The sequence below is a fragment of the Amycolatopsis minnesotensis genome (genome assembly GCF_039529815.1).
GTDB classification, from domain to species: Bacteria; Actinomycetota; Actinomycetes; order Mycobacteriales; family Pseudonocardiaceae; genus Amycolatopsis; species Amycolatopsis minnesotensis.
The window spans coordinates 1-22,663 of the sequence record NZ_BAAANN010000047.1 but is presented as its reverse complement, the minus strand read 5'-3'; the positions used below and the strand labels follow the sequence as shown (position 1 = coordinate 22,663).

The 22,663-nt window shown below is 72.1% G+C and carries 25 protein-coding genes; 9 read left to right on the top strand and 16 right to left on the bottom strand.

Going from position 1 to position 22,663, the window contains the following annotated elements:
- Window position 1: 1 nt before the first annotated feature.
- Complete coding sequence (locus ABD256_RS38475; protein WP_344430307.1) at window positions 2–898, top strand: DNA-3-methyladenine glycosylase family protein; 897 nt, start codon at window positions 2–4, stop codon at window positions 896–898.
- Between the two features lie 576 nt (window positions 899–1,474).
- Here the strand turns inward: ABD256_RS38475 and ABD256_RS38470 are convergent.
- The 7 genes from ABD256_RS38470 to ABD256_RS38440 form a co-directional block, all read right to left on the bottom strand.
- Window positions 1,475–1,684, bottom strand: coding sequence for a hypothetical protein (locus tag ABD256_RS38470; protein ID WP_344430305.1), 210 nt, complete (start codon window positions 1,682–1,684; stop codon window positions 1,475–1,477).
- Between the two features lie 3 nt (window positions 1,685–1,687).
- Entirely contained in the window at window positions 1,688–2,260 is a 573-nt protein-coding gene (locus ABD256_RS38465) for a hypothetical protein (RefSeq protein ID WP_344430304.1), read from the bottom strand.
- 88 nt (window positions 2,261–2,348) lie between these two features.
- Window positions 2,349–2,708, bottom strand: a complete 360-nt coding sequence (locus ABD256_RS38460) for a GntR family transcriptional regulator (protein WP_344430302.1) — start codon at window positions 2,706–2,708, stop codon at window positions 2,349–2,351.
- Window positions 2,705–3,235, bottom strand: coding sequence for an NUDIX hydrolase (locus ABD256_RS38455; protein WP_344430300.1), 531 nt, complete (start codon window positions 3,233–3,235; stop codon window positions 2,705–2,707). The genes ABD256_RS38460 and ABD256_RS38455 overlap by 4 nt, the downstream gene beginning before the upstream one ends.
- On the bottom strand, window positions 3,232–4,572 hold the full coding sequence (locus ABD256_RS38450; protein WP_344430378.1) for a coenzyme F420-0:L-glutamate ligase: 1,341 nt from the start codon (window positions 4,570–4,572) through the stop codon (window positions 3,232–3,234). Before ABD256_RS38450 ends, ABD256_RS38455 begins: the two co-directional genes overlap by 4 nt.
- Before the next feature lie 16 nt (window positions 4,573–4,588).
- A complete protein-coding gene (cofD, locus tag ABD256_RS38445; RefSeq protein WP_344430298.1) occupies window positions 4,589–5,587 on the bottom strand; it encodes a 2-phospho-L-lactate transferase in 999 nt (332 codons plus the stop codon).
- Window positions 5,584–6,318, bottom strand: coding sequence for a GNAT family N-acetyltransferase (locus tag ABD256_RS38440; RefSeq protein ID WP_425546593.1), 735 nt, complete (start codon window positions 6,316–6,318; stop codon window positions 5,584–5,586). The genes cofD and ABD256_RS38440 overlap by 4 nt, the downstream gene beginning before the upstream one ends.
- A gap of 48 nt (window positions 6,319–6,366) precedes the next feature.
- Here ABD256_RS38440 and ABD256_RS38435 point away from each other — a divergent pair, with 48 nt between their 5' ends.
- The 3 genes from ABD256_RS38435 to dapC all read left to right on the top strand — a co-directional run bounded on the left by ABD256_RS38435 (window position 6,367) and on the right by dapC (window position 8,109).
- Window positions 6,367–6,555, top strand: a complete 189-nt coding sequence (locus tag ABD256_RS38435; protein ID WP_344430294.1) for a hypothetical protein — start codon at window positions 6,367–6,369, stop codon at window positions 6,553–6,555.
- Between the two features lie 139 nt (window positions 6,556–6,694).
- Window positions 6,695–7,015 (top strand): ferredoxin, encoded by a 321-nt coding sequence (gene fdxA, locus ABD256_RS38430; RefSeq protein WP_215547583.1) that lies wholly within the window; start codon window positions 6,695–6,697, stop codon window positions 7,013–7,015.
- A complete protein-coding gene (gene dapC, locus ABD256_RS38425) occupies window positions 7,012–8,109 on the top strand; it encodes a succinyldiaminopimelate transaminase (RefSeq protein WP_344430292.1) in 1,098 nt (365 codons plus the stop codon). Before fdxA ends, dapC begins: the two co-directional genes overlap by 4 nt.
- Before the next feature lie 611 nt (window positions 8,110–8,720).
- On the opposite strand, the gene ABD256_RS38420 is transcribed toward dapC, so the two are convergent.
- Window positions 8,721–9,341, bottom strand: a complete 621-nt coding sequence (locus tag ABD256_RS38420; protein WP_344430290.1) for a TetR/AcrR family transcriptional regulator — start codon at window positions 9,339–9,341, stop codon at window positions 8,721–8,723.
- A 78-nt stretch (window positions 9,342–9,419) separates the two neighbouring features.
- Between ABD256_RS38420 and ABD256_RS38415 the strand changes: the two genes are divergently transcribed.
- Entirely contained in the window at window positions 9,420–10,820 is a 1,401-nt protein-coding gene (locus ABD256_RS38415) for an FAD-dependent monooxygenase (protein ID WP_344430288.1), read from the top strand.
- Here the strand turns inward: ABD256_RS38415 and ABD256_RS38410 are convergent.
- The 3 genes from ABD256_RS38410 to ABD256_RS38400 form a co-directional block, all read right to left on the bottom strand.
- On the bottom strand, window positions 10,805–11,821 hold the full coding sequence (locus ABD256_RS38410; protein WP_344430286.1) for a CHAD domain-containing protein: 1,017 nt from the start codon (window positions 11,819–11,821) through the stop codon (window positions 10,805–10,807). The genes ABD256_RS38415 and ABD256_RS38410 overlap by 16 nt on opposite strands.
- A 108-nt stretch (window positions 11,822–11,929) precedes the next feature.
- On the bottom strand, window positions 11,930–12,928 hold the full coding sequence (dapD, locus tag ABD256_RS38405) for a 2,3,4,5-tetrahydropyridine-2,6-dicarboxylate N-succinyltransferase (RefSeq protein WP_344430284.1): 999 nt from the start codon (window positions 12,926–12,928) through the stop codon (window positions 11,930–11,932).
- A gap of 31 nt (window positions 12,929–12,959) precedes the next feature.
- A complete protein-coding gene (locus ABD256_RS38400; protein ID WP_344430282.1) occupies window positions 12,960–13,397 on the bottom strand; it encodes a hypothetical protein in 438 nt (145 codons plus the stop codon).
- A gap of 68 nt (window positions 13,398–13,465) precedes the next feature.
- On the opposite strand from ABD256_RS38400, the gene dapE reads away from it, so the two are divergent.
- The 3 genes from dapE to ABD256_RS38385 all read left to right on the top strand — a co-directional run bounded on the left by dapE (window position 13,466) and on the right by ABD256_RS38385 (window position 15,958).
- Window positions 13,466–14,542 carry a succinyl-diaminopimelate desuccinylase gene (gene dapE, locus ABD256_RS38395; protein WP_344430280.1) on the top strand — a complete coding sequence of 359 codons (1,077 nt, stop codon included), beginning with the start codon at window positions 13,466–13,468 and terminating at the stop codon, window positions 14,540–14,542.
- Window positions 14,543–14,610: 68 nt separating this feature from the next.
- Window positions 14,611–15,393 carry an LOG family protein gene (locus ABD256_RS38390; RefSeq protein WP_344430376.1) on the top strand — a complete coding sequence of 261 codons (783 nt, stop codon included), beginning with the start codon at window positions 14,611–14,613 and terminating at the stop codon, window positions 15,391–15,393.
- Window positions 15,389–15,958 (top strand): LOG family protein, encoded by a 570-nt coding sequence (locus ABD256_RS38385; RefSeq protein ID WP_344430374.1) that lies wholly within the window; start codon window positions 15,389–15,391, stop codon window positions 15,956–15,958. Before ABD256_RS38390 ends, ABD256_RS38385 begins: the two co-directional genes overlap by 5 nt.
- Window position 15,959: 1 nt before the next feature.
- Here ABD256_RS38385 and ABD256_RS38380 read toward each other — a convergent pair whose 3' ends face one another.
- A complete protein-coding gene (locus ABD256_RS38380) occupies window positions 15,960–16,634 on the bottom strand; it encodes a lysophospholipid acyltransferase family protein (RefSeq protein WP_425546591.1) in 675 nt (224 codons plus the stop codon).
- A 47-nt stretch (window positions 16,635–16,681) separates the two neighbouring features.
- Between ABD256_RS38380 and ABD256_RS38375 the strand changes: the two genes are divergently transcribed.
- Complete coding sequence (locus tag ABD256_RS38375; protein WP_344430278.1) at window positions 16,682–17,590, top strand: glucosyl-3-phosphoglycerate synthase; 909 nt, start codon at window positions 16,682–16,684, stop codon at window positions 17,588–17,590.
- Between the two features lie 142 nt (window positions 17,591–17,732).
- Here ABD256_RS38375 and ABD256_RS38370 read toward each other — a convergent pair whose 3' ends face one another.
- Genes ABD256_RS38370 through ABD256_RS38355 form a run of 4 tightly spaced genes read right to left on the bottom strand, consistent with a single transcriptional unit; the run spans window position 17,733 to window position 22,546 of the window.
- Window positions 17,733–18,242: an SRPBCC family protein gene (locus tag ABD256_RS38370; protein ID WP_344430276.1), complete on the bottom strand. Its 510-nt coding sequence runs from the start codon at window positions 18,240–18,242 to the stop codon at window positions 17,733–17,735.
- A gap of 54 nt (window positions 18,243–18,296) precedes the next feature.
- The gene (gene cydC / locus ABD256_RS38365; protein WP_344430274.1) at window positions 18,297–19,955 is read right to left on the bottom strand and encodes a thiol reductant ABC exporter subunit CydC; all 1,659 of its coding nucleotides are present in this window, start codon (window positions 19,953–19,955) and stop codon (window positions 18,297–18,299) included.
- Window positions 19,952–21,547: a thiol reductant ABC exporter subunit CydD gene (cydD, locus tag ABD256_RS38360; protein WP_344430272.1), complete on the bottom strand. Its 1,596-nt coding sequence runs from the start codon at window positions 21,545–21,547 to the stop codon at window positions 19,952–19,954. Before cydD ends, cydC begins: the two co-directional genes overlap by 4 nt.
- A gap of 9 nt (window positions 21,548–21,556) precedes the next feature.
- Window positions 21,557–22,546, bottom strand: coding sequence for a cytochrome d ubiquinol oxidase subunit II (locus ABD256_RS38355; RefSeq protein ID WP_344430270.1), 990 nt, complete (start codon window positions 22,544–22,546; stop codon window positions 21,557–21,559).
- Between the last annotated feature and the right edge of the window lie 117 nt (window positions 22,547–22,663).

The window sequence follows — 22,663 nt, the reverse complement described above, 5'->3', positions numbered from 1 at the left end:
CATGCGCTACCGGCCGTCGTTCCCGCTCGATCTCGCGCAGGTGCTGTCCCCGCACCAGCACGGCCGCGGCGACCCGCATTTCCGGCGGGACGAGCGCGGCGTCGCATGGCTGGCCGGGAACACCGCCGACGGGCCTGCCGCGATGGCGCTGCGCCGGTTCGCCGACGGTGAGGTCGAAGCGCAGGCATGGGGCGATGGCGCGGACCGGTTGCTCGCGGGGCTGCCCGCGCTGCTCGGCGCCGATGACGACGACGCGGGGTTCGTCGCGCACCACGACGCGGTGGCCGCCGCCCGGCACGCGCTGCCCGCGTTGCGGCTCGGGTCGAGCGGGCGGGTCTGGGACGCGCTGGTGCCCGCGGTGCTGGAGCAGAAGGTCACCGGGATCGAGGCGAGGCGGTCGTGGCGCGAGCTGTGCCGCTGGTACGGCGAACCGGCTCCCGGCCCGGTACCGGACTGGCTGCGCGTGCCACCTACCCCGCGCGCGATCATGTCCATTGTGGACTGGAAGTGGCACAGGGCTGGCGTCGACCACACCCGGCGGCGGACGCTGGTGTTCGCCGCGCAGGTGGCGCACCGCTTGGAGAAGGCGGGCGAAACCCGTGGCGCGCAAGGGCGCGCGTGGCTGCGGAAGGTGCCGGGCATCGGCGTCTGGACCGCGGCGGAGGTGGCGCAGCGCGCGTGGGGGGACCCGGACGCGGTGAGCTTCGGGGACTTCCACATCCCGGCCGTGGTCGGCCACGCCCTCGTCGGCGCGCCACTCGACGACGCCGGGCTGCAGGAGGTGCTCGCGCCCTACGCCCCGCAACGGCAGCGCGTCGTCCGGTACCTGGAGGCCGCCGGGTACTCGCGCCCGAAGTACGGGCCCCGATACCCGATCCGCGACTACCGCGCGATGTAGGCGCCTTCCCACGGGCGGATGGTTCATGCCGTGAAGGATGCTCCTATAGAGGCCGAGGTGGGGTCCGCTGCGCATGCCCTGAAGGTGCCCTTCGGGGAATCTGACGCCGCGAGGGTGACCTTCAGGGCATGCGCTGGGATTTCGCCGCCCGCGCCTCTTTCCCCCGTCCGCGCTGAAGGCCCCTGCAGGGGCCTTCAGGGATGTGCATGCCGCGGATGTGGCCTTCGCCGGGGCTGCTCCGCTCCAGGGTGCATGCCCTGAAGGCGCCCTTGAGGGAATCTGACGCCGCGAAGGTCACCTTCAGGGCATCAGCACCACCATGCCGCCCGCCGTGAGGGGCGAGATCGCGGCGTCAGATTCCCCGAAGGCGCCCTTCAGGGACCAAGGCCCCGACGGCTCCACGCATCCGCCACCCACCTCACCGGAACCGACGCGCACACATCACTGCGGCTTTCGGGGCACGCCGGGCTCCGCAGGGGCAGCGCGAGTTTCTTGCCCACTCGGCCCTGCGGCAGGATCTCGGGCTCTCCCCCGGAAAAGACGCATGCCCCGAAGGTGACCTTCGGGGCATGGTGCCTACCAGCGTTGCCGCGGCGGGTACTGCTGGCCGGGATGCTGCTGCGGCGGGAACGGCTGCTGCGGAAAAGGTTGCTGTTGCGCGAAGGGTTGCTGCTGCGGGTACTGGCCGTTCAGCTTCTTCTTCGCCGAGGAGAGCTGCACCGCCAGCACCGCGATCACGGCCAGCAGCACCACGATGATGGCGAGCGACAGGATCGAGAAGCCCATGGTCTACCAGCGCGGGGGTTGCTGCGGGGGACCCTGCGGCGGGAAACCCTGCTGGGGGCCCTGCGGGTAGGCGGGCGGCTGGCCGAACCCGCCCGGCGGCGGGAAGCCACCGGACGGCGGCGGTTGCTGCGGGAAGCCCCCGGAAGGCGGGGGAAAGCCACCGGAAGGCGGGGGAAAGCCACCGGGAGGCGGGAAGCCGCCCTGCTGCTGCGGGAAGCCCCCGGACGGCGGCGGTGCGACAGCGCCACCGGGCTGCTGGGCCATCGCGGGGAAGCCGCCGGACTGCGGCGGGGCGAAGCCCTGTGGCTGCTGGGCGAACGCACCGGGGCCTGGCTCGCCGAATCCGCCGGGAGGCGGCGGGACCGGCCCGCCGGGAGGCGGCACTGGCCCGTTCGGACCGAAGCCGGGAGTGCCGGGAAAGCCCTTCGCCTTGTTCTGGTTATGTGCTTTGACCAGGCCGACGATGATGCAGATGAGCACGATCGCGGCGATGATGCCGAGTACCCACCAGCCGCCGGAGCCGTCGCCGCTGCCGCCGGTGTGGATGTGGACCCGGGTGCCGAACCCCAAAGGCATGCGCTGCCTCCCTCCTGTGCGCGCACACCATAACCCGCGACCGCCCGCGCTTTTACCCGAACGGGGGAATCCGGGCGGGCGATTCCACTCAGGACCGGTCGAGCGCGGCCCGCACGATCGCGAGCGCCTCGTCGGCCGGAATTCCCAGGCCACGGACGGTGTCCGCGTAGTCACCGGCGGCCTGCTTCGCGCGCTGCCTGGTCTCGTCGCCGGACGCGCCGACGAAGCTGCCCGCCCGGCCCCTCGTCTCGATCAGGCCCGCTTCTTCGAGTTCGCGGTAGGCGCGCGCGATGGTGTTGGGCGCGATGCCGAGTTCACCGGCGAGCGCGCGCACGGTCGGCAGCTTCGCGCCCACCGCGAGCGAGCCGTCGTTGATCCGGTTCGCGAGTCCCGATCGGACCTGCTCGTAGGGCGGCACCGGGGACGCCGGGTCGTAGCCGACGATCACGACGTCGCCAGCGCCACGAGTTCGCCGAGGTCCTCCGAACCGGACGGCAGCCCGCCGAGCGGCCACCAGCGCAGGTCGTCGGACTCGTCGCTGCGCACCGGCTCCGCACCGCGCGGCGCCCGCACGGTGAACCGGACGTCGAAGTGCCGCGTCGGCTTGCCGAGCGAGCAGGTCACCGGGTGCACGTCGAGGTGCACCGGCTCCTGGTCGATCACCAATCCGTCCATTCCGGACTCTTCGCGCGCTTCGCGCAGCGCGGCGCCGGCGAGCGTGGCGTCCTCGGGTTCGCAGTGCCCGCCGAGCTGGAGCCAGCGCCCCACCCTGGGGTGCAGGGTCAGCAGCACCCGCTCGCCGTCCGCGTCGAGCAGCACCGCCGACGCGGTCAGGTGCCCCGCCTCGCACGACCTGGCGCACGAGTCCTCGCGTGCCAGCAGGAACCCGGTGAACGCCTGCCGCAGCGACTCCTGGCCTGCCGACGGCGGCCGCCATCGCGCCAAAGTGGACAGTGCGTCCTCGCGCAGCGTCACAGCTCCACCAGCCCTTCCGCCAGCTCGCGCGGGCCGCGCGCCGCGGGCGGGCCGTCGACGGGGTGCCCGATCGCGACGGCGCCGAGCGGCTCCCAGTCCGCGCCGAGCTCGAGCTGCTCGCGCACCAGATCGGCGGCGAAGATCGTCGAACCGATCCAGCACGAGCCGACGCCCTCGGCGGCCAGCGCCACCAGCAGGCCCTGCACGGCGGCGCCCGCGGCGACCGTGAACATCGTGTGCTCGCAGGCGTTGCGCCGCGCGTCGGGGTAGGTGTGCGCGCCGTCGGGGACCAGGAACGGGATCACCACCTCCGGCGCGTCGAACAGGATGTCGCCCCTGCTGAGCCGTTTTTCGATCTGCTCGTCGGTGAACTCGTCACCGGCGAGGTCGGCGCGCCACGACTCCCGCATCGCGGTCAGCAGCGCCTTCCGCTTCGCGGGGTCGCGCAGCCAGACGAACCGGACCGGTCGCGTGTGGTGCGGCGCGGGCGCGGTCAGCGCCGCGCCGATCGCGCGGCGCATGGTCTCGGGGTCCACTTCGGACTCGCTGAACGCGCGCACCGAGCGGCGGGTGAGCACCGCTTCGCGCCTGCCCTGCGCCAGTGCCTCGTTCGTGCCGAGCCGGAACAGGTCCTCCTCGACGGGCCGGACCAGCTTCCGCGCGGTCGAGCCGTCGTCGGCGATTTCGAACCCGCGCACCACGGCCACCGGGGTGCCGCCGAGCTTGCCCTTCACCAGATCGGCCGCCGAGGCCAGTTCATCGGCGATCGCCATCTCGGTGACCGCGAGCTCGTTGCCCTGCTCGTCCACGGCGCCCGCGTAGGCGTGCAGCACCCGCAGCCCGCTGGCGCCGATCGCGGCGTCGGTCTGCCCGACCCGCCACGCCCTGCCCATGGTGTCGGTGACCACGACCGCGATCTCCACGCCGAGCCGCTCGCGCAACCCGTCGCGCAGCGCCAATGCGCTCGCGTCCGGGTCGGCCGGCAGCAGCGCCACCTCGTTCCCGGCCACATTGGATGCGTCCACACCGGACGCGGCCTGCACGATGCCGAGCCGGTTCTCGGTGATCACCGTCCGCGCGATGCGGGCGATCACCCTGACCGATTCTTCCTCGACGAGCTTGCGTCGCGCGGCGTCGCGCGCCTCGGGGTCGGTGGGCACGGTGACGAGCCTGCCCTCGGCCTTGGAGACGATCTTGCTGGTCACCACCAGCACGTCACCGGAGCGCAGCCACGGCGCTGCCGAGGCGATCGCCCCGGTCAGGTCGGCGCCAGGCCGGAACTCCGGCAGGCCGTCGACGGGCAGGATCTCGATGCGGGGCGCCGCGTGGTCCGGCAGCGGCTGGTCAGGTTTTTCAGGCAAGGTCCACTCCGGACAGTTCGAGCGCGGCCTTCGCCATCGCCGCGGTGGCGTCCACATCGGACATGAGAAGGGGTACCGCGCGCACCGCGACACCGGGCACGTCGGCCGACTCGCCGGACTGCACGAGCCAGCCGTCGAGCACCCCGTCCGCGGTGGTCTGCCGTGCGCCGTAGTGCCGTCCGACGGCCTCCGCCGAGGTCTCCACCCCGATCGCGGTGAGGCACGCGTCGGCCATGCCGCGCAACGGCTTCCCGCCGATGATGGGGGAGATGCCGACGACGCCGCCCGCGGTCTTGCGCAGCGCCTCGCGCACGCCGGGCACCGACAGCACGGTGCCCACCGAGACCACCGGGTTCGACGGTGCCAGCAGCACCGCGTCGGCCTGCGCGATCGCGTCCAGCACGCCGGGGCCCGGCGCCGACTCGTCGGCGCCGATCGGCACGATCGACCGCGCGGGCAGCTCGGCGCGGTAGCGGACCCACCACTCCTGGAAGTGCAGCGCCTTCTCCTGCTCCGGCTGCTCGGGGTCGTCGACGACGACGTGGGTCTCCACCCGGTCGTCCGACATCGGCAGCAGGCGGACACCGGGCTGCCAGCGATCGCACAGCGCTTCGGTCACCGCGGAGAGCGGATAGCCCGCGCGCAGCATGCGCGTGCGGATCAGGTGCGTCGCGATGTCCTTGTCGCCGAGCCCGAACCAGCTCGGCTCGGCGCCGTAGGCCGCGAGCTCCTCCTTGACCGTCCAGGTCTCGCCCGCGTGCCCCCAGCCGCGGGCGGTGTCGATCCCGCCGCCGAGGGTGTACATGCAGGTGTCGAGGTCGGGGCAGATCCGGAGCCCGTGCATCCACACGTCGTCGCCGGTGTTGACCACGGCGGTGATCTCGTGCGGTGAATCGGACACCGTCCCGATCGGGGGCAGGCCGAGTGCGGCTTTCACGCCGAGCAGGAAGCGGGCGCCGCCCACCCCGCCGACGACTACAACGATTTTCACGACTTCGGATCCTCGCACGTGGTCTGTGGTGGCACCCAGTACCGGTACCGGTGGTGCTCGGTGAACCCGAGCCGTCCGTACAACGCGAGCGCGGGCGCGTTCCTTACCGAGACCTGCAAGGCGCATTCCCGGTGGTTCGCCCACTGGCCCGCCGCGGCCATCAGGGCGACCGCGAACCCGCGCCGCCGACAAGAGGGGCGCACCGCGAGCCTGGATACGTGCAGCAGGTCGCCGACGACCGCGGCGCGCACCGCGCCGGCCACCCTGCCACCGTCGTGGACCACGCCGTAGCCGATGTCGCCGGTGGTCAGGACGTACCGCTGCGCTTCCGACGGCGCCGAGGTGCCCGCGCACAGCTCCCACCATTCGCCGGTGGGCTCCGCCAGTACTTCGGCGTCGCCCGGCGCGGACCCCGCGTCACCGAGCAGGACCGACACTTCGTGACCGGCCGGGTGCGCGCTGTGCTCGATCCAGCCCGCGGCGGCGATGGCGGCCTCGGCCGCACTGCCGTGTATCACCTGCGCGATCGGGGGAATGCCGTGGGAGTGGCTGAACTCACACACCGCGCGCAGCGCCTCGGGCACGGGCACGCCGGGGTCACCGAGGGCGAGCGCGCTGTTGGCCCGTCCGGTGAACCCGTCCGCCCAGCGCAGCAGCCAGTCGCCCAGCCGGGCCCGCACCGGTGCCCGCCATGCGGCCGCACAGGCGGATTCGAGCGCTTCGCTGGTCATCACGCGTTAGATTGTGACGAGGAGCCCGCGAAGGAGCAGGGAGGGTCGATGAGCATCGCGCGCAAGGACGACCGGCACAACGACGACCTCGTCAAGGAGATCGCCGAAGGCTTCAACCGGGCCGTCGGGGCGAAGAAGACCGGGGACTCCGGGGATTCCGGGGAGAAGCCGAAGCCGCGGTTCGTGGTCACCGGCGACAACAGGACGCCGCCGCCGCGGGGCCGCAAATCGCGGTAACGTCGCCATACCGGGAGTATGCCGCGCCTGGGTGTGCCGTCCGCTAAGGGTTGCCTCACCAGGGAAGGGACGCCCGAGGCCGCGTAATGTCGGCCGGGCGCCAAGGAGTGACGAACTTGAGGAACAGCAGGAGAGCGCAGTGACCTATGTGATCGCCGAGCCCTGCGTCGATGTGCTCGACAAGGCTTGCATCGACGAGTGCCCCGTCGACTGCATCTACGAGGGCGACCGGATGCTCTACATCCACCCCGACGAGTGCGTCGACTGCGGTGCCTGCGAGCCGGTGTGCCCGGTCGAGGCCATCTACTACGAGGACGACGTTCCCGACGACTGGGCCGACTACACGAAGGCCAACGTGGACTTCTTCGACAAGCTCGGATCACCCGGCGGGGCGTCCAAGGTCGGCAAGGTCAGCGATGACCCCGACTGGATCAAGGCACTCGCGCCGCAGGGCGAATGAGCCCAGCGGCTTCCGCGCTTCCCGACTTCCCGTGGGACGCGCTGACCGAGTACGGCGACAAGGCGAGGTCCCACCCCGGCGGAGTGGTGGACCTCTCGATCGGCACGCCGGTCGACCCGGTTCCGGCTGGCATCCGTGACGCGCTGGCCTCGGTGTCGGACATCCCCGGCTACCCGGCCACGCACGGCACGCCCGCGCTGCGCAGCGCCGCGATCGACGCGCTGCGCCGCAGGCACGGCATCTCCGGCCTCGACCCGGTCGCCGTGCTCCCGACCATCGGGTCGAAGGAACTCGTCGCCTGGCTGCCGCGCCTGCTCGGCGCCGGGCCCGGCGACCAGGTGGTCATCCCCGAGCTGTCGTACCCGACCTACGAGGTCGGCGCGCTCCTCGCCGGCGCCGAAGCCGTCCGCGCGGACGGGCTCACCCAGCTCGGGCCGAGCCGTCCCGCGATGATCTGGCTCAACTCGCCGTCCAACCCGACCGGCCGCGTGCTCGGCCCGGAGCACCTGCGCAAGGTCGTCGAATGGGCCCGCGAGCGCGATGTCGTGGTGGTCTCCGACGAGTGCTACCTCGCGCTCGGCTGGGAGACCGAACCGGTGTCGATCCTGCACCCGTCGGTCTGCGACGGCCGGTTCGACAACCTGCTCGCGGTGCACTCGCTGTCGAAGTCGGCGAACCTCGCGAGCTACCGCGCCGGGTTCGTCACCGGTGACCCGGCGCTCGTCGAAGACCTGCTCGCGATCCGCAAGCACGCGGGCATGATCGTGCCGCGGCCGGTGCAGGAGGCGATGGTCGTCGCGCTGACCGACGACGAAGCGCTCGCCGCACAGCGCGGGCGGTACGAACGCCGCCGCCAGGTGCTGCGGAAAGCGTTGGCGGACAGTGGTTTCCGCATCGACCACTCCGAGGCAGGGCTCTACCTGTGGGCCACTCGCGAGGAGGACGCCTGGCAGACCGTCGCCTGGCTCGCGGCCCGGGGCATCCTGGTAGCGCCGGGAACCTTCTACGGCCCGAGCGGCGCGAAGCACGTGCGGATCGGGCTGACCGGCACCGACGAACGCGTCGAAACCGCCGCCGACCGCCTCGCGAGCTGATTCGCCGGAGGCCCTGGCTTGGCGGCCTTCGGGGAGTCCGACGCCGCGATCTTGCCCTTCGTGGTGCGCGGTTTGGCGATGTTGATGCCCTGAAGGACGCCTTCGCGGTGTCAGGTTCCCTGAGGGGTCCCTTCGGGGCATGTGCTCCGGAGCAGGGCGGGCCTACGAGGTCGCATCCGCGGCGTTCACGCCCGTGACGGCCCCCTTTCGGGCGCCAGCGCGGACATGGGGAAGAGGCGTGAGCTTGGGAAGTCCGGTGCCTTCCCTGAAGGACGCCTTGGGGGCATCTGACGCCGCGATCTCGCCCTTCGCGGCGGGCGGCACGGCGACCTTCATGCGCTGAAGGGCGCCTTCGCGGCGTCAGGTTCCCTCAAGGGAGCCTTCGGGGCGTGCGGCCTGGAGCTGGGCAGGCCCGCGAAGGCCAGATTCGCGACGTTCCCGTCTCTGCGGGTCCCTTTGGGGCACAAGTGCGGGAATGAGAAAGCTCCGCGAGTCGCGAGATCCCAGTGCGTGCCTTCAAGGGCGCCTTCGCGGCGTCAGATTCCCCAAAGGGCACCTTCAGGGCGCCGCCCCCACGGGGCAGTCCCGCCGAGCCACGAGGAAGACGCGGCTCAGTAGTCCTTGCCGGTCAGGCCCCGGTAGATGAACCTGGTGAGCGCTTCGATGGCTTCCTCGTCGTCGGGCCTGCGCACGCCCTCGATCGCGGGGCCGAAGAGCCACTGGTGCGCGAAGGAGTCCAGTAGCAGCGTCATCATCGAGATGCTGAGTTCGGGCGTGCCGGGGAGCTTCATGTCCGACGACGCGATGATCGTGTCGAGGTGGTCGTGCAGCTCCTCCTGCTGGACCGTGCCGAACTGGCGCATGGTCGTCCCGAAGCCCTCGTCGACCATCGCCGCCTGGCGCACCGCGAGCATGGCGCCCGCGTTGTCGCGGTAGAACGTCCACAGTGACCGCAGGTGGTAGCGGATCGCGGCCGGGTCGGTGAAGTCCGCACTGTGCCCCGGCTCCTCCGCGGCCTCGTCCCCGGCGTCGGCCAGGTCCTTCAGCAGCGCTTCGAGCAGGGCTTCCTTGCTGGCGAAGTGGTTGTAGAAGGAGCCGGCCGCCCGCCCGGCTTCCCGGGTGATGTCGGTGATCTTCGTGCTGAGGTAGCCGCGCTCGACGAACAGCCGTGCGGCGGCGGCCTTGAGCGCGGCCTCCGTCTCAGCCGCCTTCTCTTTCCTGCTCGTGGTCATGGCCCTCCTTGACAGGAACGCTAACAGCCTTCATTCTGAATCTAGATTCACTGAATTTTAATTCACTGGAGGGGTGTCATGCAGGTTCTCGTCGCCGGGGCCGGTCCCACCGGCCTCACGCTCGCCATCGATCTCGCGCGCCGCGGTGTGGACGTCCGCATCGCCGAAAAGGGGCAGGAGTTCTTCGCCGGATCCCGCGGTGACGGCCTGCAGCCGCGCACGCTCGAAGTGTTCGAAGACCTCGGCGTCATCGACGCGGTGCTCGCCGCGGGCGCGCCGCCGTGGCCGATGCTCATGCACGTCGGCGGCGAAACCACCGAGGTGGGCGAGCAGTTCGGCGCGAAGGCCGAGACGCGGCCGGACGCGCCGTACACGACCCCGTGGTTCCTCGGGCAGTCCCGCACCGAGGAAATCCTGCGCGACCGGCTCGCCGAGTTCGGGGTCACCGTCGAGCTGGGCACCGAGCTGGTCGGTTTCGCGCAGGACGAAAACGGGGTCACCGCGACCCTGCGACACGATGGGCGGGACGAGGCGGTGCGGGCGGACTACCTCGTCGGCACCGACGGCGGCCGCAGTTTCGTGCGCAAGGCGCTGGGCATCGCGTTCGAGGGCGTCACCGACGAGTCCATCCGGATGCTGCTCGGCGACGTCCGCATCGACGCGCTCGACCACGAGCACGCGCACTGGTTCGCCGCCGAAGGGAACCCGGTGGAAGGGATCATGCTCACCCCGCTGACCGGCGGGCGGCACTTCCAGTTCGCCGCCCCGCTGCCGGACGGTGCCACCGAGGCGTCACTGGAAGTCCTGCAACGGCAGGTGGACCGGTTCTCCGGGCGGACCGATCTGGAGCTGACCGAACTGGTCTGGTCCACCGTGTGGCGCCCGAACGTGCGGCTCGCCGAGCGGTTCAGGTCCGGGCGCGTGTTTCTCGCGGGCGACGCGGCCCACGTGCACCCGCCGACCGGCGGGCAGGGCCTCAACACCGGCGTGCAGGACGCCTACAACCTCGGCTGGAAGCTCGCGGACGGGTCGGAAGAGCTGCTCGCCAGCTACGAGACCGAGCGCCGGGCGATCGCGAAGTACGTGCTGGAGGTGAGCACCAAGCTGATGCGCAAGTACACCGACGGGGACCCGGACGCCAACGAGCGCGGCGAGGAAACCCAACAGCTCAACGTCAGCTACCGCGAAGGCGCGTGGGGCGGTCCCGTGCAGGCGGGGGACCGGGCGCCGGACGCGCCGCTGCGCACCGCCGAGGGCAAGCAGGTGCGGCTCTTCGAACTCTTCCGCGGCCCGCACGCCACCCGGCTCGTCTTCGGCGACGTGCCCGCGAGTGGTGAGCACACGTACCGGATCGTCCCCGCGGGCGGAACGCCCGTCGGTGATGAGCTGCTCGACCAGGACGGGCACGCCTTCCGCGCGTACTCCGTCACCTCCGCCGCAGTCGTCGACATCCGCCCCGACGGTTACATCGCGCGCTGAGCGGCCGCGTCGACCTTCAGCCACGCCGAGCGCCAGCGCGCGCGGGTGTCGAGCCGCTTCACCAGCTCGCGCTCGGCGATCCGGCCCGCGATGAACCCGATCCGCGCGTTGCCCTCGGCGGCGCCCCGCACGAGCTCGCGCATGCGGTCGGCGGCCACCACGGCGTCCTGGTGGTCGCCGAGGATCGTCTGCAGGTCCTTGGTGGCGCTGATCAGCTTCCGCACGCGATCGGCTCGTTTCTTCTTCGCCGACGTGAGCGCGAGTTCGGCGGCGTAGCGCAGCCGCTTGCCCTTGATGCGGAGCGCGTGCAGTTCGGGGTCGGGCGGCTCGGCGGGCAGCACCGCGATCGCCTTCGCGAGCTTGCGGTGCGGGGTGCGCAGCGCGGTGACGGGATCCGAATCGTCCACTGTGGACTTTTCGGCGGCTTCGGGCTCGTGGTCGGGCCGACGCGTGAGCTGGGCGACCGACTGCAGCAGCATGCGGTACCGCTCGCTGTCGAGCACCTTCCTCAGCCGCTTCTTCGCCCGCGCGCGCTCGGCGACGAACACCGAAACCAGCTCGTGCCCGGCGAGCTGGTCCGCGGTTTCGAACTCGGCGACCACCTCGCGCAGGTGCCCGATCAGCACGTCGTAGTCGCGGACCTCACCGAGCGCGCCGCCGAGCCAGCCGAGTTCGGCGCGCGCGGCGTCCGCGGTGGAGCCGAGCGGGCCGCCCGCGGTCTTGAGGATGCTGCGCAGGCGCCGGGTGGACACCCGCATCTGGTGCAGGTCCTCGGGGTCGACGCCGCTGCGCGTGCCCGGCTCGTGCTTGAGCACCGCGCGCAGGTCCGCGTCCAGTTTCGCGCGCAGATGGGTCGCGGGCGGATCGCTCGCGCGCGGCTTGACCGGTTTCGCGGGCAGCCCGAGCGCCGTCGGGCTCAGCGACTTCCTGGCTGCCTTCCCGGCTGCCTTCTTGGCGGTCTTCTTGCCGCTCCGCGCCGGCGCGGACGATGAGGTGCTCATTAGATGAATGGTAGGTGAACGGCGGAGGTGCCTTCCAGAACGCGAACGCCCTCGCCGAGCGCGGTTAGCCCGCTAACCGCAGGCAGTCGGCGCCTGCCGGGGAGAAGCTCAGTCGTTCGCGTGCAGGGCGGCGTTCAGTTCGATGCCGGTGCCGGTCCGCGGAACCGCCTCGACCTGCCCGTTCGTGGAGTTGCGCCGGAAGAGCACGCCGGTGGCGCCGGACAGCTCGCGCGCCTTGACCGTCTTGCCGTCGAAGAGCACCTTGGAGCCCGCGGTGACGTACAGGCCCGCTTCGATCACCGAGTCGTCGCCGAGCGAGATGCCGCACCCGCCGTTCGCGCCGATCAGGCAGCGCTCGCCGAGCGAGATGACCTCGGTGCCGCCGCCGGAGAGGGTGCCCATGATCGACGCCCCGCCGCCGACGTCCGAGCCGTCGCCGACCACGACGCCTGCCGAGATCCGGCCCTCCACCATGGACGCGCCGAGCGTGCCCGCGTTGTAGTTCACGAAGCCTTCGTGCATGACCGTGGTGCCGGTGGCCAGGTGCGCGCCGAGGCGGGCGCGGTCCGCGTCGGCGATCCGGACGCCGGACGGGCTCACGTAGTCGACCATGCGCGGGAACTTGTCGATGCCGTACACGGTCACGTTGCCGCGGCCGCGCAGGCGGAGCCTGGTCGCCTCGAACCCTTCGACCGGGCACGGCCCGTGGTTCGTCCAGACCACATTGGACAGCAGCCCGAAGATGCCGTCGAGGTTCTGCCCGTGCGGGCGGACCAGCCGGTGCGAGAGCAGGTGCAGCCGCAGGTAGACGTCGTGCGCGTCGGCGGGCGCGGTGGTGAGCCGTCCGATGGTGGTGCGCACCGCGACGACCTCGACACCGCGTGCCGGGTCTTCGCCGATCAGCGCGCCGACGGACTCGCCGAGCGCCTCGACGGCCTGCTCCATGCTCAGCCGCTCGGTGCCGGTGGCCTCGGTGCCCTTGGTGGCCTCGGTCAGCTTCGGCTGCGGGAACCAGGTGTCCAGCACGGTGCCGCCGCCGACGGTCACGGTGGCCAGGCCGACTCCGTGCGCGCCGGTGCTTTCGGGGGTGGGGGTCTGCTCGCTCACGCCGACACGGTAACCCAGCCCGCGCTGGTCATCACGCGTCGGGCAGCGCGTCCACGGTGCTCTTGATCTCGCGGAGGGAGCGGGCGATCGCGGTCAGCGAGTCGACGCACGGACCCGGCGCGGACGAGGCGACCGTGGTGCACCCGCCCGTCCGGTAGGCGTCGACGCCGTGGTCGAGGTCGGTGGCGAACCCGTCGAGCCCCGGGTTCTTGGCCAGCCCGGCCTGCTTGTGCACGGTGCCCGCGGTGCCACCCAGCTGGGTGACGTACTTTTCACACCCCTTGGGCTCCTGGCCGCCCGGCTTGGAGTAGCAGGTGTCCGCCACGAGTGCTTCGAGCTTCACCTTGAGGCCGGAGATCCCGGGATCGGGTGCCTGCGGCTTCGGCTTCGGCCCCGCTTCACCGGAACACCCCGAAACCAGGACCGCCAGCAGGGCCAGCGCGCTCGCCGCCACGATTCTCGTCCGCACGGCGCAGACGGTACGCCCAGTGGCGATGCCTGCGGACTCAGGGCGGGACGCGCTAGTAGCGTGCCCGTGTGAGCATTCTCGACCTTGGCGCCGACCCCGTCGACCTGACGGCGGCGCTCGTGGACATCGAAAGCGTTTCCGGTGACGAAGCCGCCATCGCCGACGCCGTGCAGGAAGCGCTGGAGAGCCAGGCCGGGCACCTCGAGGTCGTGCGCAACGGGAACGCGGTGCTCGCCAGGACCGATCTCGGGCGCCCCGGCAGGGTGATCTTCGCCGGGCACCTCGACACCGTGCCGGTCAACGCGAACCTGCCGGTCCGCCGGGAAGGCACCGGCGACGCGGAGCGCCTGCACGGGCTGGGCACCGTCGACATGAAGGGCGGCGACGCGGTGTTCCTGCACCTCGCCGCGACCGTCCCGGCGCCGAAGCACGATGTGACCTTCGTCTTCTACGACTGCGAAGAGGTCGAGGCGGTGCGCAACGGGCTCGGCCGCATCGAACGGGAGCTGCCCGGCTGGCTGCGCGCCGATCTCGCGATCGTGGGCGAGCCGTCGAACGCGGTGATCGAGGCCGGGTGCCAGGGCACCATGCGCGCGGAGATCCGCGTCACGGGCGCCCGCGCGCACACCGCGCGGGCGTGGCGCGGCGTGAACGCGATCCACCTGCTCTCCGAGCCGCTGCGGCTGCTGTCCGACTACCGGCCGCGCACCCCCAAGATCGACGGCCTGACCTACCGCGAAGGGCTGCAGGCGGTGAAGATCTCCGGCGGTGTCGCCGGCAACGTCGTGCCGGACGAGGCCGTGCTCACCGTCAACCACCGCTTCGCGCCGGACCGTTCGCCGGAGCAGGCGGAAAAGCACCTGCGCGAGGTGTTCGACGGTTTCGAACTGTCTATTGTGGACCTTTCCCCGGGTGCGCTGCCCGGCCTCGGCGCACCGGCCGCGGCGGAACTGGTGGCCGCCGCGGGCGGGCAGCCGATGGCCAAGCTTGGCTGGACCGACGTCGCCCGCTTCGCCGCGCTCGGCATGCCCGCGGTCAACTACGGTCCCGGTGACCCCGCCCTCGCGCACAGCCAGGGGGAGAACGTGGCCGCGGCGGAAATCCGGCAGGTGAAAACCGTCTTACGGTCGTTCCTGGGCGCCTGAACCTGGTAGCGCGAACCCGGCTGGCGCGATACAAAGCACGGGTGAGTGAGCAACGAGCCGATGGGCGGATGACACGACCGGACGTGCCAGGCGAGCAGTATCCGGAGCACCCGCCCGAAAAGCACCGCGGCCCGGTCGTGCTGCGCCGCGACCGGCGTGAAGAGACCAGCACCACCGACGAGCGGCTGCTGGACTCCCGCGGCCCCAGCGACTGGGTGCACACCGATCCCTGGCGCGTGCTGCGGATCCAGGCGGAGTTCGTCGAGGGGTTCGGCGCGCTGGCCGAGGTACCGCGCGCGGTCACCGTGTTCGGGTCCGCGCGCACCAAGCGCGAGCACCCCGAGTACGAACTCGGTCGCAAGATCGGCGCCGCGCTCGCGAACGCCGGGTTCGCCACGATCACCGGCGGCGGCCCCGGCGCGATGGAGGCGGTCAACCGCGGCGCGTCCGAGGCGGGCGGGTTCTCCATCGGGCTCGGCATCGAGCTGCCGTTCGAGCAGGGCCTGAACCCGTGGGTCGACCTCGGCGTGAACTTCCGCTACTTCTTCGCCCGCAAGACCATGTTCATCAAGTATTCGCAGGCGTTCATCTGCTTGCCAGGCGGGTTCGGCACGCTGGACGAGCTGTTCGAGGCGCTCACGCTGGTCCAGACCAAAAAGGTCACCAAGTTCCCGGTCGTCCTCTTCGGACGGTCCTACTGGGGCGGGCTGTACGACTGGATCGCCAGCACGCTGCTGGCCGAGGGCAAGATCTCGGAGAAGGACCTCGACCTGCTCCACGTCACCGACGACATCGACGACGCCGTGCGCGTGGTGCTCGAGTCGTACCAGGCATGGGAGGACACCCATTAACCGCATCTGCGTGTTCTGCGGCTCTTCGATGGGCTTTTCGCCGCTGTACGCCGAGCGCGCGGCGGCGCTGGGCAAGCTGCTCGCCGAACGCGGCATCGGGCTCGTCTACGGCGGCGCCAGCGTCGGCACGATGGGTGTCGTCGCCGACGCCGCGCTCGCCGCGGGCGGTGAGGTCATCGGGGTCATCCCGCAGCACCTGAGCCGGGTCGAGATCTCGCACGCCGGGCTGACCGAGCTGCACGTCGTCGCGGACATGCACGAGCGCAAGGCCAGGATGGCCGAGTTCTCCGACGGCTTCCTGGCGCTGCCCGGCGGCGCGGGCACCCTCGAGGAGCTGTTCGAGATCTGGACCTGGGCCCAGCTCGGCCTGCACGGGAAGCCGCTGGGCCTGGTCGACGTCGGCGGGTACTACACGCGGCTGCGCGAGTTCGTCGACCACATGGTCGACGAGGGCTTCCTGCGCACACAGCACCGCGAGCTGCTGTTCGTCGACGAGGACCCGGCCGTGCTGCTGGACGCCTTCGCGAAGTACGAGGCCCCCACCGTCGACAAGTGGGTGCGGTGACTCAGGCGGCTTCGTTGGGGCGCTTGTGGTACTTGTCCACGTACTCCTGGCCGGAGAGTTCGGCGATGGCGTACATGACCTCGTCGGTGGCCGCGCGCCGGATCGCCGGTGACGCGTCGAGCCCCTCGTAGCGGGAGAAGTCGATCGGGCGGCCGAAGGTGATCGTGATCCGCGCCGGCCGCGGGATGCGCTTGCCGTTCGGCTGCAGCTTCTCGGTGCCGCTCAGCGCGGCGGGGACGACCAGCGCGCCGGTGGCCAGCGCCAGCGCGGCGACGCCGGTGTGGCCGCGGTGCAGCCTGCCGTCGAGCGAGCGGGTGCCCTCGGGGTAGATCCCGAACGCGCCGCCGTCGGTGAGCACCTTGCGGCCCGCTTCGAGCGCGGCGAGCCCGGCCTGTGCGTTGCCGCGCTCCACCGGGATGTACCCGAGCCCGGTGAGGAAGGCCGCGACGAACCGGCCCTTGAAACCCTTGCCTTCGAAGTACTCCGCCTTGCCGAGGAACTTCACCGGGCGCGGTGTGACGAACGGGATGACCGCGGTGTCGAGCGCCGCCCTGTGGTTCGCCGCGATGACGACGGGGCCGGTCGCGGGCACGTTCTGGATGCCGTGGACCACCGGCCGGTAGATCATCCGCGCCAGCGGGGCGAGTACGAAACGGACGAACCACTGAACCAACATGTCCTCCTTGGCTGGGTACCGCGTCCAGCATGGCACGATCGTCGGTCATGAGGTGGTTCGAGCGGCGCACGTGGCAGAACCCACTGTGGACACCCGAGGCGCTCGCCGCCGCGAAGGGTGACCGGATGGTGTCGGTCGTGATGCCCGCGCTCGACGAGGAGGAGACGGTCGGCGCGGTGGTCGCGTCCGTGCGCCCGCTGCTCGGCACGCTCGTCGACGAGCTGGTCGTCGTCGACTCGGGATCCACCGACGCCACGGCCGAGGTCGCGGCCGCCGCGGGGGCGAGGGTGGTGCGCCGCGAGGACGTGCTGCCGTCGCTGGAACCGTTGCCCGGCAAGGGGGAGGTGCTCTGGCGCGCGCTCGCGGCGACGGCAGGCGACCTCGTCGTCTACCTCGACTCCGACCTGGTCGACCCGGACCCGGCCTTCGTGCCCGCGCTGCTCGGGCCGCTGCTCACCGCGCCGGGCGTGCACCTGGTGAAGGGGTTCTACCGCCGCCCGCTGCGGTTGGAGACGGCCGAGCTGGGCACCGGTGGCGGCCGGGTGACCGAGCTGCTGGCGCGCCCGGTGCTCGCCGCACTGCGGCCGGCGCTGTCCGGGATCATCCAGCCCCTCGGCGGCGAATACGCGGCGACGCGGGAGTTCCTGGAGTCGGTGCCGTTCGCGGCGGGGTACGGCGTGGAGATCGGGCTGCTGATGGACGCCGAGGCGGCCTACGGCCTCGACGGGCTCGCGCAGGTCAACCTCGGCGTCCGCAAGCACCGCAACCGGTCGCTGCTGCAGCTCGGGGTGATGGCGAGGCAGATACTCGGCACCGCGCTCGCCCGCGCGGGGGTGGAGGCGGGCGGCAGTGCGGACCTGACCCAGTTCGTGCAGGTTTCCGGGGAATGGCTGCCGGACGTCACCGAGGTACTGGTGGCCGACCGCCCCCCGATGCGGCACGTGCTCGCCGGGTAGCCGCTGCCCTCGAGGATGCTCCTGCGGAGGTCGGGGCGGGGCCCTGCCGGTGATGCGCGCGCGTCGATTCCGGTGCGATGGGTGGCGGAAGCGCGGAGCAACCGGGGCTTGATCCCTCAAGGCGCCCGTTGGGGCATCGGGATCAGGCGCCGGGAATCGGGGCGCCGGAAGGCATTCCGGCCGCGACGTAGGCTTCGTACAGCGGCCGCCACGGTTCGGCGGAGTCGCTGTGCGGGCCGTCGGCGGACCCGTCGGCGACGTACTTGCCCAGCTCGGCGAGGCAGACGGCCCAGCCGGCCGCGTTGCGCGCGGCGGTGTCGCGCGCTTCGAGCACGTTGATCAGGGTCAGCGTGCACCCGCCCGCCGCCGGTGCCAGCTCGAAGTGCAGCTCGTCGCCGCCCCAGGTGAAGGCCAGCCTGTGCGGCGGGTCGTAGGCGAGCACCGTGCCATGGTCGTCGTCGACGTTCGGGTCGTGCGAGAACGACACCGTGCCGCCGACTTCGCCTTCGAGCGCCACCTTCGACGGGAACCAGTGCGCGAGGTCCTCGGTACGGGTGATGGCCGCCCACAGGCGGTCCACGGGGTGGGCGTAGGTGCGCTGGAACCGCACCGCCGGCCTGCCCTCGTGCTCGATGAACGTGCCGCGATCCATGGCGTCTCCTTCGTGGTCGATGCCCGCCAATATGCCACTACAGCTATGTTCCGGTCAAGGCATATGTGCACGTCCGGGTGATGGGAGGTAGTGCTCGGCGTAGTAACCGGCACGGGCGACGAGCTCGGCGTGCGTGCCGCGTTCGACGACCTCGCCTTCGTCGAGCACGAGGATCTCGTCGAAGCCGGGCAGCGGCGCGGGCTGGTGGGTGGCCAGCACGACCGTCCGCCCCGCCGCGGCGGTGAGCACCGACCGCAGCACCGCGTCCGCGTGCGCGGGGTCGAGGCCCTCCACCGGCTCGTCGAGCAGGAGCACCGGCGCGTCCGAGAGCAGCGCCCTGGCCAGCAGCAGCCGTTGCCGTTGCCCGCCGGACATCGCGGCGCCGTCGGTGCCGGGGAGCCGGTCGAGTTCGGCCTCGGAACCGGCCGCGCGGCACGCCGCCAGCAACTCGTCGTCGCTGGCGGAAGGCTTGGCCAGCAACAGGTTCTCGCGGACGGTCGCGCGGAACACGTGCGCGTCGGCGAGTGCGCCGGAGACCGGCAGGCGCTCGGCGGGGTAGGCGCCGAGCGCCCGCCCGTTTAGCGTCACCGCGCCCGCGGTGGTCTCGACCTGTCCTGCGAGCGCCGCGAGCAGCGTGCTCTTACCGGACCCGCTCGGCCCGACGAGCGCGACGAGCCTGCCCTGCGGGAGGTCGAGATCGACGCCGGTGAGCGCAGGTGCCGGGCGGCCGGGGTAGCGGAGACCGGCACCGCGAAGTCGCAAGTGGACGTTCGCGGCGGGTACCGGGCAACTGCCGTCACGGGGCGCGGGTTCGGACAGGAGCTGGTGCAGCCGCCGCAGCGGTTCGCGGACCTCGGCCCAGCGCCGGGCGGCGGTGGCGAGCGGGAGGACGGTCTCGAACACCGCCATCGTGCCGAGCCCGAGCGCGGCGATCGCGGGCAGGCCCAGTCCACCAGCGGTGACGCACACCGCGAGCGTCGTGAGCACCTGGATCGCCGCTCCCGCACCGGGTAGCGGCGAACCCGCCCGCCGTCGCTCACGTGCGGAGAGTCCACTTGCGACGGTCCGGGCCGCGGCCACCGCGCGGTCCGCCGCGCCGAAGGCGCGCAGTTCGACGGCGCCGCGCGCGAGGTCGATCGCGGAGTCGGCCAGTGCCGCGAGCGCGGGGGCGTCGGCATCGGCCGCGCGCCGTGCCGAACGCGCGGACAGCACGGGGAGCAGCACGCCCGCCAGTACCAGCCCGGCGACGAGCGCCAGCGCGGCGGGTGCGGAGAACAGCAGCGCGCCGGTCACCGCGGCCATGCCCACGACCAGCGCGACCAGCGCCGGGAGCAGGCAGCGCAGCACCGCGTCCTGCGCGGCGTCCACATCGGACACCAGCCGGGAGAGCAGGTCGCCACCGGAAAACCGGGAAGAACGCCGTGCCGTCAGCGTTTCGTACACGCGCCCGCGCAGCGCACCGAGGTACCGCAGCACCACTTCGTGCCCGGCGAGCCGTTCGGCGTAGCGCAGGCCGCCGCGCAGCAGGGCCAGCGCGCGCACCGCGATGATCGCGACCGTCAGCGCGGCGATCGGCGGCTGCTCGGCGGCGCGCAGGAGCAGCCAGGCCGCGGTCGCCATCAGCAGCAGCCCGGCGAGTTCGGCGCAGGCGGCCAGCACGGTCGCCACCGCGAGCCTGCGGACGTCCGCACGGGTGACACCCCATACCGTCATGCCGCACACGACGCACCCGCGATCCGGCCGCCGCGCAGTTCGGCGACCCGGCTGGCCACGGTGAGCAGCGCGGGGCGGTGCGCCACCAGCACGGCGGTGCGGCCGGGCAGCACGGCGCGCGCCGCGGCGAGCACCGCGGCCTCCGTCCGGTTGTCGAGCCGCGCCGTCGGTTCGTCGAACAGGAGCAGGTCCGCTTCGGTGCGCAGCAGCGCCCGCGCCAGCCCGATGCGCTGGCGCTGCCCGGAAGACAGCCCCAGTCCGCGTTCGCCGAGACGTGTGGCACGGCCGTCCGGGAGTGCGGTGATCACGTCGTCGAGCATCGCGGCCTTCGTCGCCGCCGCGATCTCGGCCGGCGTCCGCGCGTGGCCGAGCGTCAGGTTCTCGGTGATCGACGCCGCGAACAGCGTCGGCCGCTGCGGCAGCCACGCGACCCGCGCGCGCCAGGCTTCCTGGTCGACCTCGCGAAGATCCGCCCCGCCGACGAGCACCCGGCCCGCCGACGGCTCGGTCAACCCGAGCAGTACCGAAAGCACGGTGCTCTTCCCGGCGCCGCTGCGCCCGACGAGCGCGAGCCGCTCGCCCGGTTCGACGGTTAAGTCCACTTCGGACAGTGCGACGGTGTCGCCGTGGCACACGGTCACGCGGTCGAACCGGATCGTCGCGGTGCGGAGATCCGGCGGCCTGCTCAGCGTCCGCGCCGGTGCCGGTGCGGGCGCGTGTTCGGCGACCTTCGCCAACGCGGCGAGCCCGTCCGCGCTCGCGTGGAACCGCGCGCCCGCGGCCCGCAGCGGCAGGTAAGCCTCCGGGGCGAGCAACAGGACGAGCACCGCCGTGTGCGCGTCCAAACCGCCTGCCAGCAGGCGGAAACCGACCGGCACCGCGACGAGCGCGACGGACAGTGTCGCGACCAGTTCGAGCACGAGGCCGGAGAGGAAGGCCGTCCGCAGCGTCCGCATGGTGGTGCCGGCGTGCGCGTCCGCCATCGCCCGCACCACCCGCGCCTGTGCACGCGCCCTGCCGAACAGCTTCAGCGTGGTGAGCCCGGTCACCGCGTCCAGGAAGTGACCGCCCAAAGTGGACATCAGCAGCCATCGCTTCGCGGTGCGGGCCTTGGTGTGCTTGCCGACGAGGACCGCGAACACCGGGATGAGCGGCAGCGTCACGGCGATGACCAGCGCGGAGGCCAGGTCCGCGACGCACAGCCGGACCAGCACCGCGATCGGCAGGACGACCGAGGACACCAGTGCGGGGAGGTAGTCCGCGACGTACCCGTCGACCGCGCCGACCCCCTTGGTGACCAGCGTCGCGGCCTCGCCGGGATCCACTCCACTTCGGACGGTCAGTGACGAGAACACCTTGGCGCGCAGCGTTTCCTTCACCGCGGCGGCCTGGCGCCCGGTCAGCGCGCCGTGGGCCCAGAAGAGCAGCCCGCGCGCGACCGCGACGCCAGCGAGCAGTGCCACGGTCGTCGTCGCCGGTGCGGTGAGCACCGACGCGAGCGATTCCGCGAGCAGCAGGACGATCGCCGCCGCGACCGCGTTCAGCAGGCCCAGCCGGACCAGGTACCGGCGGACACCGGGTAGCTGTCTCATCCCGGCCGCCTAGAAGTGCAGGACCGAGGCGGCGCCGACCCGGCGGCGGTTCGCCAGCCAGGTCCAGCCCTGCACGGCGGCCACCAGCACCAGCACCGGCGGTGTCACGACCATGAGCACGTCGAGCGTTTCCGGCGCGCTCGCGGACTGCGCCACGGTGAGGCCGCCACCGGGGTGTTCGGTCGAGATCAGGACCCGCGGGTACCGGAGCAGGCCGACGGCCAGCGCCGGTGTCGTGGCCAGCACCATGCAGCCGAGCAGCGCCGTCCGCGGCCGGTGCGCGGCGAGCGCGAGCCAGGTCACCAGCAGCGCGACCAGCGCGAGTGCCGCCGTGCCGATGCCTGCCGCCGGGTTCTCGATGGCGGCACCCTGGTCGAGTGCCGTCCACGCGGTCACCACGAGCACGAACGAAACGACCGGGGGCAGCAGCACGCGGGCCAGCCGCCGTGCCCTGGCGGCGATCTCGTCGCTGCCGCGCGCGGCGAGGAACACCGCGCCCTGCAACGAGAACAGCGCCACGAAACCGGCTGCCCACACCACGGAGTGCAGGTCGAACAGCTCGGTGACGGTGCGCCCTTCGACCGGCAGCCCGCGCACGAGGTTGCCGACGAACAGCCCCCACGATCCCGTGGTGAGCACCGCGCCGGTGACGATCAGCCCGTCCCACGCCCGCCGTTCGCCGTCGGGGCGCCTGCTGCGGAGCTGGACGGCGGCGGTGACCATGACGAGCCCGGTCAGCAGCAGCACGACCACCAGGTACGCACCGGCGAAGAGCTTTCCTTCCAGGTGGGGGAACGCGCCGAAGAGCACGCCGACGGCCGCCACCAGCCAGACCTGGTTGGCCAGGAAGAACGGCCCGATCGCGCCGAGCGCCCGCCGCCGCTCCGGTTCGTCGCGGGTGAGCGTGCGCAGCAGGATCGCGGTGCCGTAGTCGTTGCCCGCGAGCGCGAAGTAGCCCGCGATGAGCGCGCCGAGCACGCACCAGAAGAAGGTCACCACGGTTCACACTCCACTGAGGACTAGGTGTATTGCCCTGTGAGGTTGGGGACGCGGCTGGCGGGTGGTTTGCCGGTGAGTGCGGTGTGGCCGCGGTGGTGATTGTAGGTGTGTAGCCAG

What these genes read in the sequence shown, in the direction of transcription:
- ABD256_RS38475 (WP_344430307.1), top strand. Translation starts at nt 2, where the DNA reads ATGCGCTACCGGCCGTCGTTCCCGCTCGATCTCGCGCAGGTGCTGTCC.
- ABD256_RS38470 (WP_344430305.1), bottom strand. Translation starts at nt 1,684, where the DNA reads ATGGGCTTCTCGATCCTGTCGCTCGCCATCATCGTGGTGCTGCTGGCC.
- ABD256_RS38465 (WP_344430304.1), bottom strand. Translation starts at nt 2,260, where the DNA reads ATGCCTTTGGGGTTCGGCACCCGGGTCCACATCCACACCGGCGGCAGC.
- ABD256_RS38440 (WP_425546593.1), bottom strand. Translation starts at nt 6,318, where the DNA reads ATGACCAGCGAAGCGCTCGAATCCGCCTGTGCGGCCGCATGGCGGGCA.
- ABD256_RS38435 (WP_344430294.1), top strand. Translation starts at nt 6,367, where the DNA reads ATGAGCATCGCGCGCAAGGACGACCGGCACAACGACGACCTCGTCAAG.
- dapC (WP_344430292.1), top strand. Translation starts at nt 7,012, where the DNA reads ATGAGCCCAGCGGCTTCCGCGCTTCCCGACTTCCCGTGGGACGCGCTG.
- ABD256_RS38420 (WP_344430290.1), bottom strand. Translation starts at nt 9,341, where the DNA reads ATGACCACGAGCAGGAAAGAGAAGGCGGCTGAGACGGAGGCCGCGCTC.
- ABD256_RS38415 (WP_344430288.1), top strand. Translation starts at nt 9,420, where the DNA reads ATGCAGGTTCTCGTCGCCGGGGCCGGTCCCACCGGCCTCACGCTCGCC.
- ABD256_RS38410 (WP_344430286.1), bottom strand. Translation starts at nt 11,821, where the DNA reads ATGAGCACCTCATCGTCCGCGCCGGCGCGGAGCGGCAAGAAGACCGCC.
- ABD256_RS38390 (WP_344430376.1), top strand. Translation starts at nt 14,611, where the DNA reads ATGACACGACCGGACGTGCCAGGCGAGCAGTATCCGGAGCACCCGCCC.
- ABD256_RS38380 (WP_425546591.1), bottom strand. Translation starts at nt 16,634, where the DNA reads ATGTTGGTTCAGTGGTTCGTCCGTTTCGTACTCGCCCCGCTGGCGCGG.
- ABD256_RS38375 (WP_344430278.1), top strand. Translation starts at nt 16,682, where the DNA reads ATGAGGTGGTTCGAGCGGCGCACGTGGCAGAACCCACTGTGGACACCC.
- ABD256_RS38370 (WP_344430276.1), bottom strand. Translation starts at nt 18,242, where the DNA reads ATGGATCGCGGCACGTTCATCGAGCACGAGGGCAGGCCGGCGGTGCGG.
- cydC (WP_344430274.1), bottom strand. Translation starts at nt 19,955, where the DNA reads ATGACGGTATGGGGTGTCACCCGTGCGGACGTCCGCAGGCTCGCGGTG.
- cydD (WP_344430272.1), bottom strand. Translation starts at nt 21,547, where the DNA reads ATGAGACAGCTACCCGGTGTCCGCCGGTACCTGGTCCGGCTGGGCCTG.